Source organism: Sphingomonas psychrotolerans (assembly GCF_002796605.1).
GTDB classification, from domain to species: domain Bacteria; phylum Pseudomonadota; class Alphaproteobacteria; order Sphingomonadales; family Sphingomonadaceae; genus Sphingomonas; species Sphingomonas psychrotolerans.
Map to the genome: position 1 here is coordinate 593,169 of NZ_CP024923.1, position 15,456 is coordinate 608,624.

Consider the following 15,456-nt stretch of genomic DNA (forward strand, 5'->3'; position numbering starts at 1 on the left):
GTCCAGGCGAGAGCGCAGCAGCCGGATCATGCGCCGATGTCCAGCTGTTCGGCCAACCGTACCAGCGCGCGGTGGATCAGCTCCTTCACCGACTCATGCGAGATGCCCATCCGAGCCGCGATCTGCTGATAGGTCATCTTCTCGAACCGGTGAAACTGGAACGCGGCACGTGCCCGCGGCGGCAGCTGGAGGATCGCCTCGACGGTGCGCTCATATTCGTCGACGCCGATGACGATCCGTTCAGGCGACAGCGTATCGACCGGATCGGATGCTTCGGTAAGTGGCTCGTGTGCACCCGCCAGTCGCGCCTTGTGATAGCGGTATCGTGAGATCAGGATATTGCGCGCGACTGTGAAAATGAAGCGGTCGACATTCTCGACCGGGGTATCCCGACGCATCGCGTGGAGCCGGAGGAAAACTTCCTGGACGAGATCGTCGGCTTCGGTTTCGCTGACGCGGCGGGCGAAATAGCTGCGCAGCGCCGGTCCATGCTGGCGTACCCAGCCGGCCAGCTCGGGCTGGGTGCGCGATGCCCCGCTCACCGCGCTTTCCACCTGCAATGATGTGGTGCGCGACCACATGGCTTCGATCCCCGCTCACTCCAGACGAACCCCGCCCATAGGTGACAGACGCGCGGGCGCGGCGGGCGGGGGGATTGCGGGTGCGCCATATCAGTCGGTTCCCTGCTGTGGCGGTGCGGCGGGGTCGGCCCAGACGACGGTCTCGCCGGGGCGGAGCCCCGCGCGGATCTCGACGCCGGCCGGCGTGACCCGGCCGACGGTTACCTGGCGCTCGATGGTATGCCCGGCGGCGCGGATATTGACCTTGGCCTGTGGCGCAGCGCCGATCAGCGCCTCGGGCGGGACGACGATCGCGGCAGGCGCCTGATACGTGATCACTGCGACCGCGGCGCTCATGCCGATGCGCACCCGCGCGGCCTGGTCGGCGGGCAAAGGATCGAGCCGGGCGCTGGCGACGAAGCGGGTCGGACCGGTGGCGGCTTCGGTCGGTGCGGCGATCGCAGCGACCTTGCCGCCCAGCGCGAGGCCGGCGAACCCCGCGCCGGTGACGATCACCGGCTGGCCGACCGCGAGCGCGTTCACATCGGACTCGTCGACTTCGAAGGTGACCGACAATCCGCCGTCGCGCGCCACCGTGCCGATCAGCTGCCCGCGCGTGACGCGGGTTCCAGGGTGGAGCGGGCCTTCTACCAGCTTCGCACCCGATGCCGGCGGCGCGACGAGTACGCCCGATGCCGGCGCCCGGATCACCGCCTGGCCGATCTGGGTTTCGGTGCGGCGCAGCCCGGCGCGGGCATTTTCGAGCTCGAGCCCGGCGATCCGCGCAGCGGCAGGGCTCCCGCGCGCAAGCGTGTCAGCGAGCTCTTCATTGGCGGCGGCGGCGGTCATCCGCTGCGCTACCAGCTGCTGCTCGACACCGTCATGCTCGTTGCGCGCGATGAGCCCCTTGTCGAGCAGGCGCCGGCTTTCGCGTGCCTCGCGCTCGAGCCGTGCCAGTTCGAGCGCGGCGAGGTGGACGCGGCGGCGGGCGGCGGCGACTTCCGGGCCGCGCGGCCAATTGGCGATGTCGTCGGCAGGTTCATGCGCCTTGAGCCAGGTGGCTTCGGCCTGGTTGCGCGTCGCGGCGATCTCCTGCGTGTCGAGCACGAGCAGCATGTCGCCTGCCGCGACGCGCGCGCCATAAGCGAAGTCGATCGTCCGCACCGCCCCATCGAACGGCGCGGTGATACTCACCGCGTCGCCCGGCGCGATCTTGCCGGCAAAGGTCAGCGTGGCGACGAAGGGCTGGCGCTGGACGACAAGGCTGCGCTCGGCTGGAACGGCGGCCTTGTCGGCGCGCGCGCTGGTCCACCACCAGCCGAGCGCGAGGATGAGCAAAGCAGCGAGTCCGAACCAGAACACGCGGCGGCTACGGAGGGTCTGGATCATTCGCCGCTCCATTCGATTTTCCAGCTTTCGAGAGTGGCGCCGATCTGGAGATCGAACGAAGTCAGCGCGTCGAGGTAAGAGATCATCGATGTGAGCTCCTGGATCTCGGCGGTGCGCAGCGCGTCCTGTAGTGACAGCACTTCGAAATTGCTCGAGCGGCCTGCAGCGAGCTTGTCGCGAGCGATCTCGACCGCGCGTGCCGAGAGCGCCTTGAATCGCCGGGCGGCTTCGACCTGCGACCATGCCGCCTCGACGCGCTGCGCGGCGTCGCGGACCTGGGTTTCGACCGATTGATCGAGCGCTTCGAGGCGCAGCTCGGCAGTCCGCAGGCTGGTGTCTGCCTCGATCACTGCGAGTTTCGGGGCAGGATCGCCGAGCGGAATCGCCAATTGCAGGCCGACCCGGTTGTCGTTGAGAGTCGGGAACGGGCCGAACGGATCGCGCCCGGCCGACCGCGTCGCCGTGGCGACCAGCGAGAGGTCCCATAGCCGCTGGTTGCGGGCGAGCCGCAGGCCCTCTTGTGCTTGTTGGACCGCACGTTGCTGGGCGAGCAGGTCCATCCGGCCGGTACGGGCGATCTCGATGGCACGTTGGGTGTCGATCGGCACCTGCTCGGCTGCGATCGGATCGGCGGCGATGATGTTGGTGGCGGGATCGAGCGCGAGCTGCTCGAGTAAGGCGAGTTGCGCCGAATTGCGCTGCTGCCGCACCTGATGGAGCGCGACTTGCTGGTTGGCCTGATCGGCTTCACTCTGGACGATGTCGGCGGCGGCCATCCGGCCGGCGTCGATCAACGCCCGGTTGGTGGCGATCAACTCGGCGGTGCGCGCCAGCGCGAGTTCGCCGAGGCGAACCTGCTCCTGAGCCTGCTGAAGCGAACGATAGGCGAAGGCGATTCGGCTGATCCCCTCGGCGAGCGTATTGCGGAGCGCGAGCCGCTCGATCGAATCCTGAAGCCGGGCGATCCTCAGCGGCGCGCGATTCACGGCAAAGCCGCCGCCGCGCAACAGCGGCTGGGTGACCGCGAGTGTCGCGACGTCGCTGTCCCCGCGCCGGTCGAGCCGTTGGCGGCGATCCCAGACGAAGCCGATCCGCGCGCCGCTGGGGAGCAGCAGGCTCCCGGTTCCCCCCACGCTGGCCTGGCTGGTGACGATTCCGCCGACGTCCTCGCGAAAGACATCGGCGAGGATGTCCAGCCGCGGAGCGAAACGCTGTTCGGCGGCGCGCAGGCGGAAGCGCTGTACCGCGCGATCGAGAAAAGCGGCGCGGATGTCGCGATTGTCGCGCACACCCAGTGCGACGGCATCGACGAGGCTGATTGGCACTGACCGATCGACTTCGGAGGGCCGGGTGCCCGAGGGGGAGGGCACGCCGGCGATCGGCGACACCGCATGCGCCTGGGCCAGCGCAGCGTGCGGCGCGCACAACAACGCGTATAAGAGGAGCGTCCGTCTAATCCGCACGCAGCGCCTCGATCGGGTTGAGCCGCGAGGCAGTGATCGCGGGATAGAGGCCGAAGATCAGCCCCATGCCGCTCGCCGCGGCGGGGCCGAGCGCAAGCGTCCACGGGGCGAGGTCGAAATCCCAGCTCGAGCTGTGGGCAATGGCCCAGGCGATCGCTGCGCCGAACGCCGAGCCGATCGCACCGCCAGCGACCGTCAGCAGCACCGCTTCGACGAGAAACAACAGCCGGATGTCGGTGGGCGTGGCGCCGGTCGCGGCGCGCAAGCCGATCTCGCGCTGGCGCTCCATCACGCTCATCAGCATGACGTTCATCACGCCGATCCCGCCGACGAGCAGCGACACCGCGCCGATCCCGATCAGCATCCGCGAATGGACTGCCTTTTGCTCCTGCATCGTCCGCAGGATCGATCGGGCGTCGAGCACGGTGAGCTTCGCGTCGGGGGTAGTTAGGCGCGCAGTGATCCGTTCGCCGGCGCCCGCGGTGTCCGCGCCCGGGCGCAGCCGGACGAGCAGCCCGGTGGGGCCGCCACCGGGGATGATCCGCCCCGAGCAGCCGAGCGATATTAGCACCGCCATGTTGTAGTCGACGGGGTCGAGGGTTTCGGGAGTCGAGGGCGCGAGCACCCCGACGACTGTATAGCCATAGCCGCCGACCAGCACTTTGCTGCCCGGGCCGATCGCCGCGGCGGGAGCCGAAAGCGCACGGGCGGCGGCGTCGCCAAGCACGGCGGAGAGCGCGCAATCCTCGATGGCGGTCGGATGCCGCCCGGCGGCGAGGCGCAGCTTCGCAAGCGCTGCCAGCGCTGGTGGCGCGCCGAGGATAGCGAGGTTTTCGGTCTTGCTGCCGGCGCGCGCGATGGCACGATTGCTGGCGAACGGTATCGCCTCGACTACGTCTGGATCGGCGCGGGGAAGCGCGTCGATCATCGCTTGCGAAAGGAGCGCCGGGCGATCGCCGGTGGGGGCCGCCTGGACATGGAGCATATCGACTCCCAGCTTCGCGAACAGCTTCAGCGATTCACGCTGCGCCATATGGCCGCTGTTGAGCATCGCGATGATCGAGGCGGTGCCGATCATGATGCCAAGCAGCGCGAGCGCGGAACGGCGGCCTTGCGAGCGCAGGTTGCTCCACGCCTCGGCCAGCGTATCGCCTAGCCTCGCATGGCTGCCAGGCAGCGCGATCAGCATGTCCCGGCTCCGTTGCCGAGCACCCGTCCGTCACGCAGCGCGATCTGGCGCGGGCATGCCGCCGCGAGATCGCGGTCGTGTGTGACCATAACCACGGTCACGCCAAGCTCGGCGTTGAGTGCCGCGAGCAGTGCCATCACGTCTTGCGCTGTGCTGCTGTCGAGACTGCCGGTGGGCTCGTCGGCGAGCAACAGCCGCGGCGCGCCGACCAGCGCGCGGGCGATCGCGACACGCTGGCTCTGTCCTCCCGAAAGCTGTCCCGGAAGATGCCCGGTGCGATCGGCGAGGCCTACCCGCGCAAGCATCGCCTCCGCTGTTTTGCGCTGCTGGTCGCGCGGCACGCCCCGATATTGCAGCGGCAGCGCTACGTTTTGCCACGCAGTGAGGCGCGGCAGCAGGTGGAAGGACTGGAAGACGAAGCCGATCAGCCGGTTGCGCAGCCGCGCGCTTTCGTGCGCCGAGCATCCGCCGACCGCTTCCCCGTCGATCGACAGCGTTCCGCTGCTCGGCTGATCGAGCAGCCCGATCAGATTGAGCAACGTGCTCTTGCCCGAACCCGACGGACCGACGAGCGCGCAGAACTCGCCGCCGTCGACCGACAATGTGACGTCCTCGAGCACGGCAATCGCACGATGAGGCGCAGCATAGTATTTGGACACGCCCTCAAGCCTAAGCACACCGACCCTCCACCGGGCCGGAACAGGAATGATCGTCCGATTCTTGTCAATAGCGGCGGATTTGCTGCCGATCTGGTGTTCCGGCCAAGTTGTGCGGTGCGGCGTGATGCCGGCTGTTGCAGTTGCGAATGCTTGCTTGCTGACATCAATGTAGATATTTTTTTTCCGTCCCCCCGATCTCGTTCGACGCACGTCCTAGTTCTAGACTGCGGCATGCCGCGGCGGACAACAGAGGCTCCAGCCTCGATCAGGGAGGGGATGTTCATGGGTGCCATCGCGCCGAAGTTGCGTCATATTCTGCTTATCGGCGTAGCCATTCCGGGACTGGCCGCCACCGTTGCGGCAGCGCAGGCGGCACCACGGGAGACGAGCTTCAAGATCGAGGCGCAGCCGCTCGCCACGGCGCTGCGCGACCTGGCGATGCAGAGCGGAGTGTCGATCCTCGCGGATTCGGCTTTGACCCAGGGCAAGATGGCGGCGCGCTATACCGCGACCAGCGACGTCGAGATCGCATTGGGCGCGCTGTTGCGTGGATCCGGTTTGACCTATCGCCAGCGCGGGAACCTCTATGTCGTCGTCGCCGCGCGCGCGATGACGGTGGGCGCCGCGCAGGAACAGACGCCGCCGCAGACGGTGGAGAACGAGAACGAGAACGAGATCGTGGTCACGGCACAGAAGATCGAGGAATCGATCCAGGACGTGCCGATCGCGGTCTCGGCCTTTACGGGGGCGGCGCTCGACAATCTCAAGATCGAGACGGGCGGCGAACTGCTGCGTGCGATCCCCAACGTGACTTTCTCCAAGAGCAATTTCTCGGGCTATAATTTCTCGATCCGCGGGGTCGGGACCAAGGCGGTTTCGGCGAGCACCGATCCGGCGGTGGCGGTGAGCTTCAACAACACGCCGCTGATCCGCAACCGGCTGTTCGAGCAGGAATTCCTCGATCTCCAGCGCGTCGAGGTGCTGCGCGGGCCGCAAGGCACGCTGTATGGCCGCAACGCGACCGGGGGCGTGGTCAACGTGCTGCCGGCGCTGCCCTCGAACAAGTTCAGCGCCGAGATCGAAGCTGAGGTCGGCAATTTTGAGACCCGCCGGGTGAGCGGGATGGTCAATCTGCCGCTCAGTTCGACCCTCGCGGTGCGCGCGGCGGGCGCCTACACGAAACGTGACGGCTTCGAGTATAACAGCTTCAACGACACGCGCGTGAACGGTCGCGACCTGTGGACAACCCGCGTCTCCGCACTGTGGGAACCTTCGGACGGCTTCCGCGCGAGCGTCATCTGGCAGCATTTCGAGGAAGACGACAATCGCTCGCGCAGCGGCAAGCAATTGTGCACACGCGATCCCGGACCGACCCAGATCGGCAGCACCCCGGTGCCCGACGCTTTGCGCGCGCGGTTCAGCCAGGGCTGTCAGTCGCGGACGTTGTTTTCCGATGACGCGTTCGGCGTTCCCAATGCGGAAAGCTTCCCGCACATCTTCATCGGAAGCCTCATCACGCTTGGGGATCTGCCCGACGGCAGGCCGGTGTCTGCGGTGCCGCCCTCGACCGATCCCTACGAAGGCATCACCCAGTCACGTGACCTGCGCGAGATCTCGACCAGCTATGATCCGGTTTTCCGCGCCAAGAACGACTTCTACCAGCTCAACCTGGACGTTGGACTGGGCGAGGGGCTGCAGCTGATTTCGCAGACTGCCTATGCGCGGGATCGTTATTATTCCTCGCAGGATTACAGCCGGTTCGCTTCCAATCCGATCTTCGGCGATTCGACTGCGGCGGGATTGACCGGCGGTGGGCTCGGTTTCGCCGTCGTGGCGCCAAATCTGACGCCCGGCGGGGTCTTCACCGATCCGCAACTGGGTGCGTCGAGCCGGTTCCTCTCGGTAGACCTCAGCCAGTCGAGTAACGAACAATGGACGCAGGAACTCCGCCTGCAATCCTCTTGGGACGGGCCGCTCAATATCAATCTTGGCGGCAACTATCTTAACTTCAAATCTAAAGATGATTACTACGTATTTAGTAACTTGTTCAGCATGATAGGGCAATATTTCTATAACCTTGTTCCATTCGAGGATAGGTATGATTTCGATAACGCGCTATATTACCTGAAAACGCGAGCTTGCCAGCCGACCAGTCCCACCGACGCGAGCGCCGACTGCATCTATATCGACCCCAACCCGATCGATAAGATCAACGGCGAGGGGCATAATTATTTCCGCAGCAAGAACGAAGTGCAGACCGAAAGCTGGGCGCTGTTCGGCGAGCTATACTACAAGCTCACCGACCGGCTGAAGCTCACGGGTGGGCTGCGCTACACCAACGACACCAAGACCAGTACGCCCTATCCGAGCCAGTTACTGTTGGGCATCGGCGAGAATATCGGCATATCCACCGGAGGCAAGGCGGCGATCGGCTATCCGGCGCAACCCGACATCGTCCAGAAGTGGCGGCGTTTCAGCGGTCGCGCGGTGATCGACTGGAAGCCGGATGTCGGCTTCTCGGACGACACACTGATCTATGCATCCTTCTCGCACGGGTACAAAGGCGGGGGCTCCAATCCGCCACGGGTGGATTTCGATCCGGAGATCGTGCGCTTCCAGCCGCTCGCGCAGACTTTCGCGCCCGAATATGTCAACGCGTTCGAGATCGGCACCAAGAACGTCTTCGCCAATGGTAAGGCCGGATTGAACCTGACCGGTTTCTATTATGATTATACCAACTACCAGGTCTCGCAGATCGTCGATCGCATCTCGCTCAACGAGAATTTCGATTCGACTTCGATGGGGCTCGAGGTGGAGGCATGGTGGCAGCCTTCACGCAACTTTCGGATCGATGCCAATCTCGGCTATCTGCGCACCCGTATCGCCGATGGCGAGCAGTCCATCGATGTGATGGACCGTACCCAGGGCAATCCCGACTGGGTGGTGGTGCGTCCCTGGGTGCAGGTGCCGTCCAACTGCGTGGCCCCGCGGGTCGCGGTCGAGGCGATCCTTAGTTCGCCTTTGACGCAGGACGCCGATGGTGGGTTTGGCTCGATGGCGCTGGCAGCTTTGTGCAGCGCGTCAAACCGGTTGGGTGATTATGACCCCAATCTGCCCAACGGGCAGCAGGCTTATTATGCGACGTTTGGCTTTCTCTACGATCCGCTGTTGCCTTACGATCCCGCGCAGAGCCCGATCCGACCGTTGGGAAGCACCGCTGCACGCAGCGGCGCGCCCAATGGCGGGCGCGGCTTCTATGCCGATCTGAGCGGCAACGAACTGCCCAATTCGCCGCGGCTGACGCTGAACGTCGGCGCGCAATACAGCCTGTTCCTCGACGAATGGAAGCTGACGCTGCGCGGCGATTATTACCGCCAGGGGGCGAGCTATGCGCGGGTCTATAACACTGCCTATGATCGGCTGCGCGGGTGGGACAATGCCAATCTGGCGTTCACGCTCGAGAATGCGAAATGGGACATGACCGCGCAATTCTATGTGAAGAACGTCTTCAACGGCACGCCGATCACCGACGCCTTCACCAACTCCGACGATACCGGCTTGACCACCAACGTGTTCACGCTGGAGCCGCGGATCTTCGGATTCCGTCTGGCGAAACGCTTTTGATGCTTTGATATTGACACTGATGTTTATATCGATGTTATGAACATCGGTGTTAGTAAGGAGGCGGTCATGAAGAAACCCTATGGGCGTGTGTGGGGGGTGTTTGCCGCGGCGGCGGGGCTGGTGCTCGCGCCGACCGCTGCGGCGGCGCCCACGGGGCAGGCGGGCGACAGGGCGCTGATCGGCCGCTGGCATACCGAGCGCGAGGGCGGGGTGGTTGAAATCCATCGCTGCGGGCAGGCGCTGTGTGGCCGGGTGGTCGACGGAGCGCGGCTGCGCGTCAATCCCGATCAGCGCGACGTGCGCAACCCGGACCCGGCGCAGCGAAGCCGCAGGGTGCTGGGCACGCGGGTGCTGAACGGGTTCGCGGGCGGGCCGGGCAAATGGAAGGGCGGGCCGCTCTACGATCCGGAGACCGGCAACCGGGCCGGATCGGGGACGCTGACGCTGGTCAATTCCGACACGCTCAAGGTACAGGGCTGCCTCGCGATGTTCCTGTGCAAGACCCAGACGTGGCGACGCGCGCGCTGAACTAGCCGCGCGGCGGCGCGATCAGCAACGGCAGGATCTGGGCGATGAGTTCGCGCGTGGCGCCTGTCTCCTGGCCAAGCATGCGCCGCAAATGGGGCCCGATCAGTGCGTCGCCGAACGCGCAGACTGCGATCAGAAGAACGATGTTACGGATCCGTGCCTCGCTGTCCGGACTGTCCGGCACCCGGGCGCGGACTGCGGCGACGAGGTCGGCAACCGCCTGCTCGAGCGAATCAAAATGGTCGAGCTCGCGCGCGAGCACGAGCCATGCGGCGAGCTGGCCGGCACCGCCCTTGCCGAACGCGTCGAACACCCGGTCGACGAGACGCGTCGGCGCCTCCGCATCAACATAGAGGGCGCTGACCGCTTCGCCGAGCGCGTCGGCGAGGTCGCGGATCATCGCCTCCATCAGCGCGGTCTGGAGCCCCCCGGCCGAACCGAAATGATGGATGACGTTGGTGTGCGACATCGCGATGGCCCGGCCGACATTGGCGAGGGTGACTGCGGCCGGGCCCTGCTCGAGGAGCAGGATGCGGGCGGCGGTGAGTGCTTCGTCGCGCGCTTCGGTCGCGCTGCGCTTGCGCCGCTTGGTGTATGAGACGGTCATGCCTCGGCTTTAGTCGAAGAATTTGGCGTGACGAAATAGGCAATGTGGAGACTTGCGCCCGCTCGGGTCTCTTCTTTCACGCAACTAATCCACATCTGCCACCACCTTGACCTGTATTTCGCGCGACGTCCCCCGGAACGCGTTGCGCGCGCGTCTCTGCAAATGGGGAGGCAGGAAGTGCGCCTCCGGGCGGGCATTCCAATCCCTAAATGAGGAGAGAAACGATGATCAAGAAAATCCTGGCAGCAGGCGCTTTTGCAGCGTCCGCCGTGTTCCTGGTGCCCTTGGCATCGGCGCAGACTTTCTCGCCAAACGGCCCCTTCACCCTGACCAGTATCGCCTCGATCACTTTCAACAATGGGCTCACCCTTACCTGCAATAGTCTGAACGGCATCGGGTCGGTCTCGGGCGGCGCGGCCAGCGTGAGCTCGATCACCGTCTCCGGCGGGGGGTGCGGGGTGGTCTTCACGGGCACACCTTATGTGATCAGTTCGTCCTCGCCGACCTCGATCACGCTGAACGGGATCGTCATCTCCTCATGGATAGGAGGGTGCGCGGGCAGCCTGACTGGAGATTACGACCAGTCGACAGGGGTTATCACCTTCCGCGGCGCCACGATCCCGTCGACCACCTACAGCAATCCTTGTCGCCTGTACGGCAGGGTCCAGCTTTCGCCCGCAGTGATCTTCACCATCCCGTGATCCATTTGTCCGCTGCTTTGACCTGTATTTCGCGCGACATCCCCCCGGTCCCGCTCCGTCCGCGTCGATTGTAGTGGGGGAGGCAGGGTGTGCCGCCTCCGAACGGGCAGTCCAATGCCTATAAAAACAGAGGAGAGGAATAATGATCAAGAAAATCCTGGCAGCAGGCGCGCTTGTCGCATCGGTCGCATTCATTGCGCCCCAGGCATCGGCGCAGACCTTCTCGCCGAATGGCGCCGTCAGCTTGGCCAGTATCGGCAACATCACCGTCAGCAAGGGGATCACCCTCAGTTGCGGTCTCGCCGGCACCGGCTCGGTCTCGAGCGGCGCGTTGAGCGTGAGCTCGATCACCCTCAGTGGCGGTTTGTGCCCTTCGGTAACGTTCTCGGGCACCCCCTATACGGTCACTTCGGGCTCGCTCACGGCTGTCACGCTGAACGGCGTCGTCGTCACGGCAATTACCGGAAACTGCGCGGGCACCCTGACCGGGGCGTACAACCAGGCTACCGGGGTGATCACCTACGCCAACGCCACGATCCCGTCGACCTCTGGCGGCAGCCCTTGCCGCGTCACGGGCCGCGTCCAGGTCTCGCCGACGGTGACCTTCACTATCCCCTGATGCGTATCCGGGGCCGGGCGGCAGTGCCGTCCGGCCCTGTACTTCTGAGTGCGAACTCCACCGACCTTGCCGAGCGGCAATGCGCCTAACCTGTCGGTCGCCGTCTTCGACCCGACGCCGAACCTGATCCAGGCAAGGTAGCCGCTCGGCCTTCTTTACTTTTCCGCGCCCGCGCAGCCCGTCCCAGGCGGTGGCTGGCTGGTGCTGCACATCGCAGGCGCCGCGCATCGGGTATACTCCCGACGTCGCGGCGATTTTGTACCTTGACGCCGGCCAAGCAATATTGACATTGATGTCAATATCACCGGCGGCTGGAGACTGGCCATGGCATTCTGGATTGGCGCATTGATCGTTGCGGGCTTCGCGCTCGTCCTGTGGCAGGCACATGCCTGGCTGCATCTGATGCTGTTCGCGGCGTGGATCGGCGCCGGCTATGCCTTGGGCCTGATCGGCTGGCAGGTTGCCGCGATGCTGTCGGTCGTGCTGGTGCCTTTGCTGGTGCTGGCGCTGCATCCGGTGCGGCGCGTGCTGCTCACCGCGCCGCTACGCAACGTGTTCCGTAAGATCATGCCACGGATGAGCCCGACCGAGCAGGCGGCGATCGATGCCGGCACCGTGTGGTGGGACGCCGAATTGTTCGCGGGCAAGCCCGATTGGCGCCGGCTGCTCGCCACTCCCGCGCCGTCGCTGACCGGCGAGGAGCAGCGCTTCCTCGACGTCGAGACCGAGAAGCTCTGCGATCTCGCCAACGACTGGGAGAGCACCGCGGTGTGGCAGGACATGCCGCCCGCCGCTTGGGCCTATGCGCGCGACAAGGGCTTTCTGGGGATGATCATCCCGAAGGCCTATGGCGGGCTCGGCTTCTCCGCCTATGCGCATAGCCAGGTGATCCAGAAATTGTCGACGCGCTGCTCGGCGGCGGCGGTGTCGGTAATGGTGCCCAATTCGCTCGGGCCGGCCGAATTGCTGCTCCATTATGGCACCGACGCGCAGAAGGACCATTATCTGCCGCGGCTCGCGCGCGGCACGGAGATTCCGTGCTTCGCGTTGACCAGCCCCTATGCGGGTTCGGACGCCGCGTCGATTACCGATACCGGGATCGTCTGCCGGGGGATGTGGCAGGGGCGCGAGACGCTCGGCTTCCGGGTGACGTGGAACAAGCGCTACATCACGCTGGCGCCGATCGCGACGGTGCTCGGGCTCGCCTTCCGGGTGCGCGATCCCGACGGACTGCTCGGCGGCGAGACGGATCTCGGGATCACCTGCGCGCTGATCCCGCACGATCATCCGGGGGTGCAGATCGGGCGGCGGCACTGGCCGCTCAATGCGGTATTCCAGAACGGCCCGACCTCGGGCGAAGACGTATTCGTGCCGATCGACATGGTAATCGGCGGGCGCGCGCAGGTCGGCGGCGGCTGGCGGATGCTGATGGAATGCCTCGCCGCGGGGCGGGCGATCTCGCTGCCTTCGTCCAATGTCGGCATGGCCAAGCTCGCGGTGGGCGGAGTGAGCGCCTATGCCGCGATCCGGCGCCAGTTCAACGTGCCGATCGGGATGTTCGAAGGCGTGCAGGAGCCGCTCGCGCGGATGGCGGGGCACCTCTACGCGATCGACGCGACGCGGCGGCTCGCGGCGAGCGCGCTCGATCAGGGCGAGAAGCCCTCGGTCGTCTCGGCGATCGCCAAATACCACGTCACCGAGCGCGCCCGGCTGATCGTCAATGACGGGATGGACCTGATCGGCGGCAAGGGCATCTGCATGGGGCCGGGCAATTTCCTCGCGCGCGCCTATCAGCAGATCCCGATCGCGATCACCGTCGAGGGCGCGAACATCATGACGCGCACGCTGATCATCTTCGGGCAGGGCGCGATCCGCTGCCACCCCTATATTCTGACGCTGCTGCGTTCGGCGGAAGAGCCAGGCGGGGCAGGTCTCGCGCGGTTCGACCGGGCGCTGTTCGGCTATTTCGCGTTCCTGTTGCGCAATGCGGCACGGGCGCTGGCGTTCGCGACGCCGGCGGGCGTGCTGATCCCGACACCCTCCGGCGCGGCGCCCGAGCTGGCGCTTTATTATCGCCGGGCGACCCGGCTCTCGACGGCGCTGGCGCTGGCGAGTGATGTGTCGATGGCGACGCTGGGCGGCACGCTCAAGCGGCGCGAGACGGTGACCGGACGGCTGGGCGACATCTTGTCGCAGCTGTTCATCCTCTCGGCGGTGCTCAAGCGCTTCGAGGACGAAGGTCGCCCGGCGGTGGACCTGCCCTTCGTCCACTGGGCCGCGCGCGACGCGCTGGCGCGGGCCGATACCGCCTTGCGCGAAGTGATCGCCAACCATCCGAGCCGGTTCGCGGCGATCGCGCTGCGGCTGCTGGTGCGGCCGTTCGGCGGACGGTTCTCGGCACCCGACGACCGCGCCGCCGCCGCAGTGGCGCAGCTCGTCCAGTCGCACGGGCCGGCGCGCGATCGGCTGCTCGCCGGCTCATGGACGCCGCGGATGGAAGTCGATTCGATCGCCGCCACGCACGTCGCGTTCGAGCTTTACCCCGCGGTCGCGGCGATCGAAGCGCGGCTGCGTCCCGCGATCCGCGCCGGCAGGATTGCGCGGTTGCCGCAGAATTTCCGCGCGCTCGGCACGTGGGCGGCCGAGGTTCAGGCACAGGGATTGATCGATGGCGGCGAGCGCGAGGCGATCACCCGCTTCGCCGAGCATGCCGATATCGCGATCCAGGTCGATGATTTCCCCTCTGATTTCGGGCTCGCCGAAGGCCTGCGCCAGCTCGACTCCAGCAAGCCGGGCGCGCTGGCGGAGGCGGCGGAATGAGCGATCGTTATCTCGACTTCGCCAATTCCGGGGTCGGGCATTGGCTGACCGGCGCACTCGGGCTGCCGCAGCCGGTGCCGATCGATCGCGATCCGGTGCGCCTGGCCAGATCGGCGCTGGTCGCCGATGCCGGGGGCGGTCGGCTGGGCGGGCTGCTGACGCGCGAGCTCGAACGGCTCGGCGTGGCGCGCGCCGTAGAGGCGGGCGCCGATGCGCTGATCGTCGATGCCACCGGCTGTGCGACGGTCGCGGGGACCGGCGAACTATACCGCATCTTCCACGACAGCCTGCGCGGGGTGCGGCCCAATGGCCGTATCGTGCTGCTCGCGCACGATCCTGCTCAGGCGCCGAATGAAGAGGCGGCGGCGATCTGGCGCGGGCTCGAGGGCTTCCTGCGCTCGCTCGCCAAGGAGGCGCGAAGGGCGATCGCGGCGCAACTGGTCTATGTGCCGGTCGAAGGCGAGCCGGCGCTGGGAAGCACGCTCGGTTTCCTGCTTTCGGGGCGCTCGGCCTATGCCTCGGGGCAGGCGATCCGTGTCGGCGTGGCGGCGGTGGGGCCGACCGGTCAAAAAAGGACTGTGCTCGTCACCGGCGCCTCGCGCGGGATCGGCGCGGCGATCGCCGAGAGCTTCGCGCGGGCCGGCGCGCATGTCGTGGGGCTCGATATGCCCGGGGCGCAGGAGGCGCTCGCCGAACAGGCGGTCCGGCTCGGCGGCAGCGCGCTCGCGCTCGACATCACCGCGCCCGACGCGCCGGGACGGATCGTCGAGGATGCGCGGGCGAGGGGCGGATATGACGTGATCGTCCACAATGCCGGGATCACCCGCGACAAGACGATCGCGCGGATGGACGCGGACCGCTGGAATGCGGTGATGGAAGTGAACCTCGCCGCGCCGATGCGCGTCACCGCCGCTTTGCTTGATGCCGGGCAGATACGCGGCGGCGGGCGGATCGTCGCGGTCTCTTCGCTGAGCGGGATCGCGGGCAATGTCGGCCAGACCAATTATGCCTTTTCGAAGGCCGGGGTGATCGGCTGGATCCAGCGGCTCGCACGCGAAGTGGCGCCCGCGGGGATCACCGCCAACGCCGTCGCGCCGGGGTTCATCGAGACGCAGATGACCGCCGCGGTGCCGTTCACGATCCGCCAGGCGGGGCGGCGGATGAACTCGATGGGGCAGGGCGGCCAGCCCGAGGACGTCGCCGAGACGATCGGCTGGCTCGCCGATCCGGGCAGCGCGGGCATCTCGGGCGAGATCGTCCGCGTCTGCGGCCAGAGCCTGTTGGGGGCTTGAGCGCG

At 66.4% G+C, this 15,456-nt stretch carries 12 protein-coding genes; 6 read left to right on the top strand and 6 right to left on the bottom strand.

The genetic code is table 11. The annotated features are described in order from the left end of the window. Positions 1–26 precede the first annotated feature (26 nt). The 5 genes from CVN68_RS02560 to CVN68_RS02580 all read right to left on the bottom strand — a co-directional run bounded on the left by CVN68_RS02560 (position 27) and on the right by CVN68_RS02580 (position 5,260). The gene (locus tag CVN68_RS02560; protein WP_158298671.1) at positions 27–542 is read right to left on the bottom strand and encodes an RNA polymerase sigma factor; all 516 of its coding nucleotides are present in this window, start codon (positions 540–542) and stop codon (positions 27–29) included. Positions 543–671: 129 nt separating this feature from the next. Continuing rightward, entirely contained in the window at positions 672–1,949 is a 1,278-nt protein-coding gene (locus CVN68_RS02565; protein WP_100280818.1) for an efflux RND transporter periplasmic adaptor subunit, read from the bottom strand. Continuing rightward, entirely contained in the window at positions 1,946–3,337 is a 1,392-nt protein-coding gene (locus CVN68_RS02570; protein WP_233503538.1) for a TolC family protein, read from the bottom strand. The genes CVN68_RS02565 and CVN68_RS02570 overlap by 4 nt, the downstream gene beginning before the upstream one ends. A gap of 64 nt (positions 3,338–3,401) precedes the next feature. Then, positions 3,402–4,601: an ABC transporter permease gene (locus tag CVN68_RS02575; RefSeq protein ID WP_100280820.1), complete on the bottom strand. Its 1,200-nt coding sequence runs from the start codon at positions 4,599–4,601 to the stop codon at positions 3,402–3,404. Next, positions 4,595–5,260 carry an ABC transporter ATP-binding protein gene (locus tag CVN68_RS02580; protein ID WP_233503539.1) on the bottom strand — a complete coding sequence of 222 codons (666 nt, stop codon included), beginning with the start codon at positions 5,258–5,260 and terminating at the stop codon, positions 4,595–4,597. Before CVN68_RS02580 ends, CVN68_RS02575 begins: the two co-directional genes overlap by 7 nt. 282 nt (positions 5,261–5,542) lie before the next feature. Between CVN68_RS02580 and CVN68_RS02585 the strand changes: the two genes are divergently transcribed. Together CVN68_RS02585 and CVN68_RS02590 are read left to right on the top strand one after the other, a co-directional pair. Then, positions 5,543–8,884, top strand: a complete 3,342-nt coding sequence (locus CVN68_RS02585; protein ID WP_100284171.1) for a TonB-dependent receptor domain-containing protein — start codon at positions 5,543–5,545, stop codon at positions 8,882–8,884. 66 nt (positions 8,885–8,950) lie between these two features. After that, the gene (locus CVN68_RS02590; RefSeq protein ID WP_100284172.1) at positions 8,951–9,412 is read left to right on the top strand and encodes a DUF2147 domain-containing protein; all 462 of its coding nucleotides are present in this window, start codon (positions 8,951–8,953) and stop codon (positions 9,410–9,412) included. Position 9,413: 1 nt separating this feature from the next. On the opposite strand, the gene CVN68_RS02595 is transcribed toward CVN68_RS02590, so the two are convergent. Then, entirely contained in the window at positions 9,414–10,019 is a 606-nt protein-coding gene (locus tag CVN68_RS02595; protein ID WP_100280822.1) for a TetR/AcrR family transcriptional regulator, read from the bottom strand. 224 nt (positions 10,020–10,243) lie between these two features. On the opposite strand from CVN68_RS02595, the gene CVN68_RS02600 reads away from it, so the two are divergent. The 4 genes from CVN68_RS02600 (at position 10,244) to CVN68_RS02615 (ending at position 15,451) form a co-directional block, all read left to right on the top strand. After that, positions 10,244–10,720, top strand: coding sequence for a hypothetical protein (locus CVN68_RS02600; protein WP_100280823.1), 477 nt, complete (start codon positions 10,244–10,246; stop codon positions 10,718–10,720). 142 nt (positions 10,721–10,862) lie between these two features. Next, on the top strand, positions 10,863–11,339 hold the full coding sequence (locus CVN68_RS02605; RefSeq protein WP_100280824.1) for a hypothetical protein: 477 nt from the start codon (positions 10,863–10,865) through the stop codon (positions 11,337–11,339). A gap of 324 nt (positions 11,340–11,663) precedes the next feature. Then, the gene (locus tag CVN68_RS02610) at positions 11,664–14,159 is read left to right on the top strand and encodes an acyl-CoA dehydrogenase (protein ID WP_100280825.1); all 2,496 of its coding nucleotides are present in this window, start codon (positions 11,664–11,666) and stop codon (positions 14,157–14,159) included. Further along, positions 14,156–15,451 carry a 3-oxoacyl-ACP reductase gene (locus CVN68_RS02615; protein ID WP_100280826.1) on the top strand — a complete coding sequence of 432 codons (1,296 nt, stop codon included), beginning with the start codon at positions 14,156–14,158 and terminating at the stop codon, positions 15,449–15,451. The genes CVN68_RS02610 and CVN68_RS02615 overlap by 4 nt, the downstream gene beginning before the upstream one ends. Positions 15,452–15,456 lie beyond the last annotated feature (5 nt).

Bases quoted from the DNA above. Each gene is read 5' to 3' on its own strand.
- CVN68_RS02565 (WP_100280818.1), bottom strand. From the start codon at position 1,949: ATGATCCAGACCCTCCGTAGCCGCCGCGTGTTCTGGTTCGGACTCGCT.
- CVN68_RS02605 (WP_100280824.1), top strand. From the start codon at position 10,863: ATGATCAAGAAAATCCTGGCAGCAGGCGCGCTTGTCGCATCGGTCGCA.
- CVN68_RS02595 (WP_100280822.1), bottom strand. From the start codon at position 10,019: ATGACCGTCTCATACACCAAGCGGCGCAAGCGCAGCGCGACCGAAGCG.
- CVN68_RS02575 (WP_100280820.1), bottom strand. From the start codon at position 4,601: ATGCTGATCGCGCTGCCTGGCAGCCATGCGAGGCTAGGCGATACGCTG.
- CVN68_RS02610 (WP_100280825.1), top strand. From the start codon at position 11,664: ATGGCATTCTGGATTGGCGCATTGATCGTTGCGGGCTTCGCGCTCGTC.
- CVN68_RS02590 (WP_100284172.1), top strand. From the start codon at position 8,951: ATGAAGAAACCCTATGGGCGTGTGTGGGGGGTGTTTGCCGCGGCGGCG.
- CVN68_RS02615 (WP_100280826.1), top strand. From the start codon at position 14,156: ATGAGCGATCGTTATCTCGACTTCGCCAATTCCGGGGTCGGGCATTGG.
- CVN68_RS02600 (WP_100280823.1), top strand. From the start codon at position 10,244: ATGATCAAGAAAATCCTGGCAGCAGGCGCTTTTGCAGCGTCCGCCGTG.
- CVN68_RS02585 (WP_100284171.1), top strand. From the start codon at position 5,543: ATGGGTGCCATCGCGCCGAAGTTGCGTCATATTCTGCTTATCGGCGTA.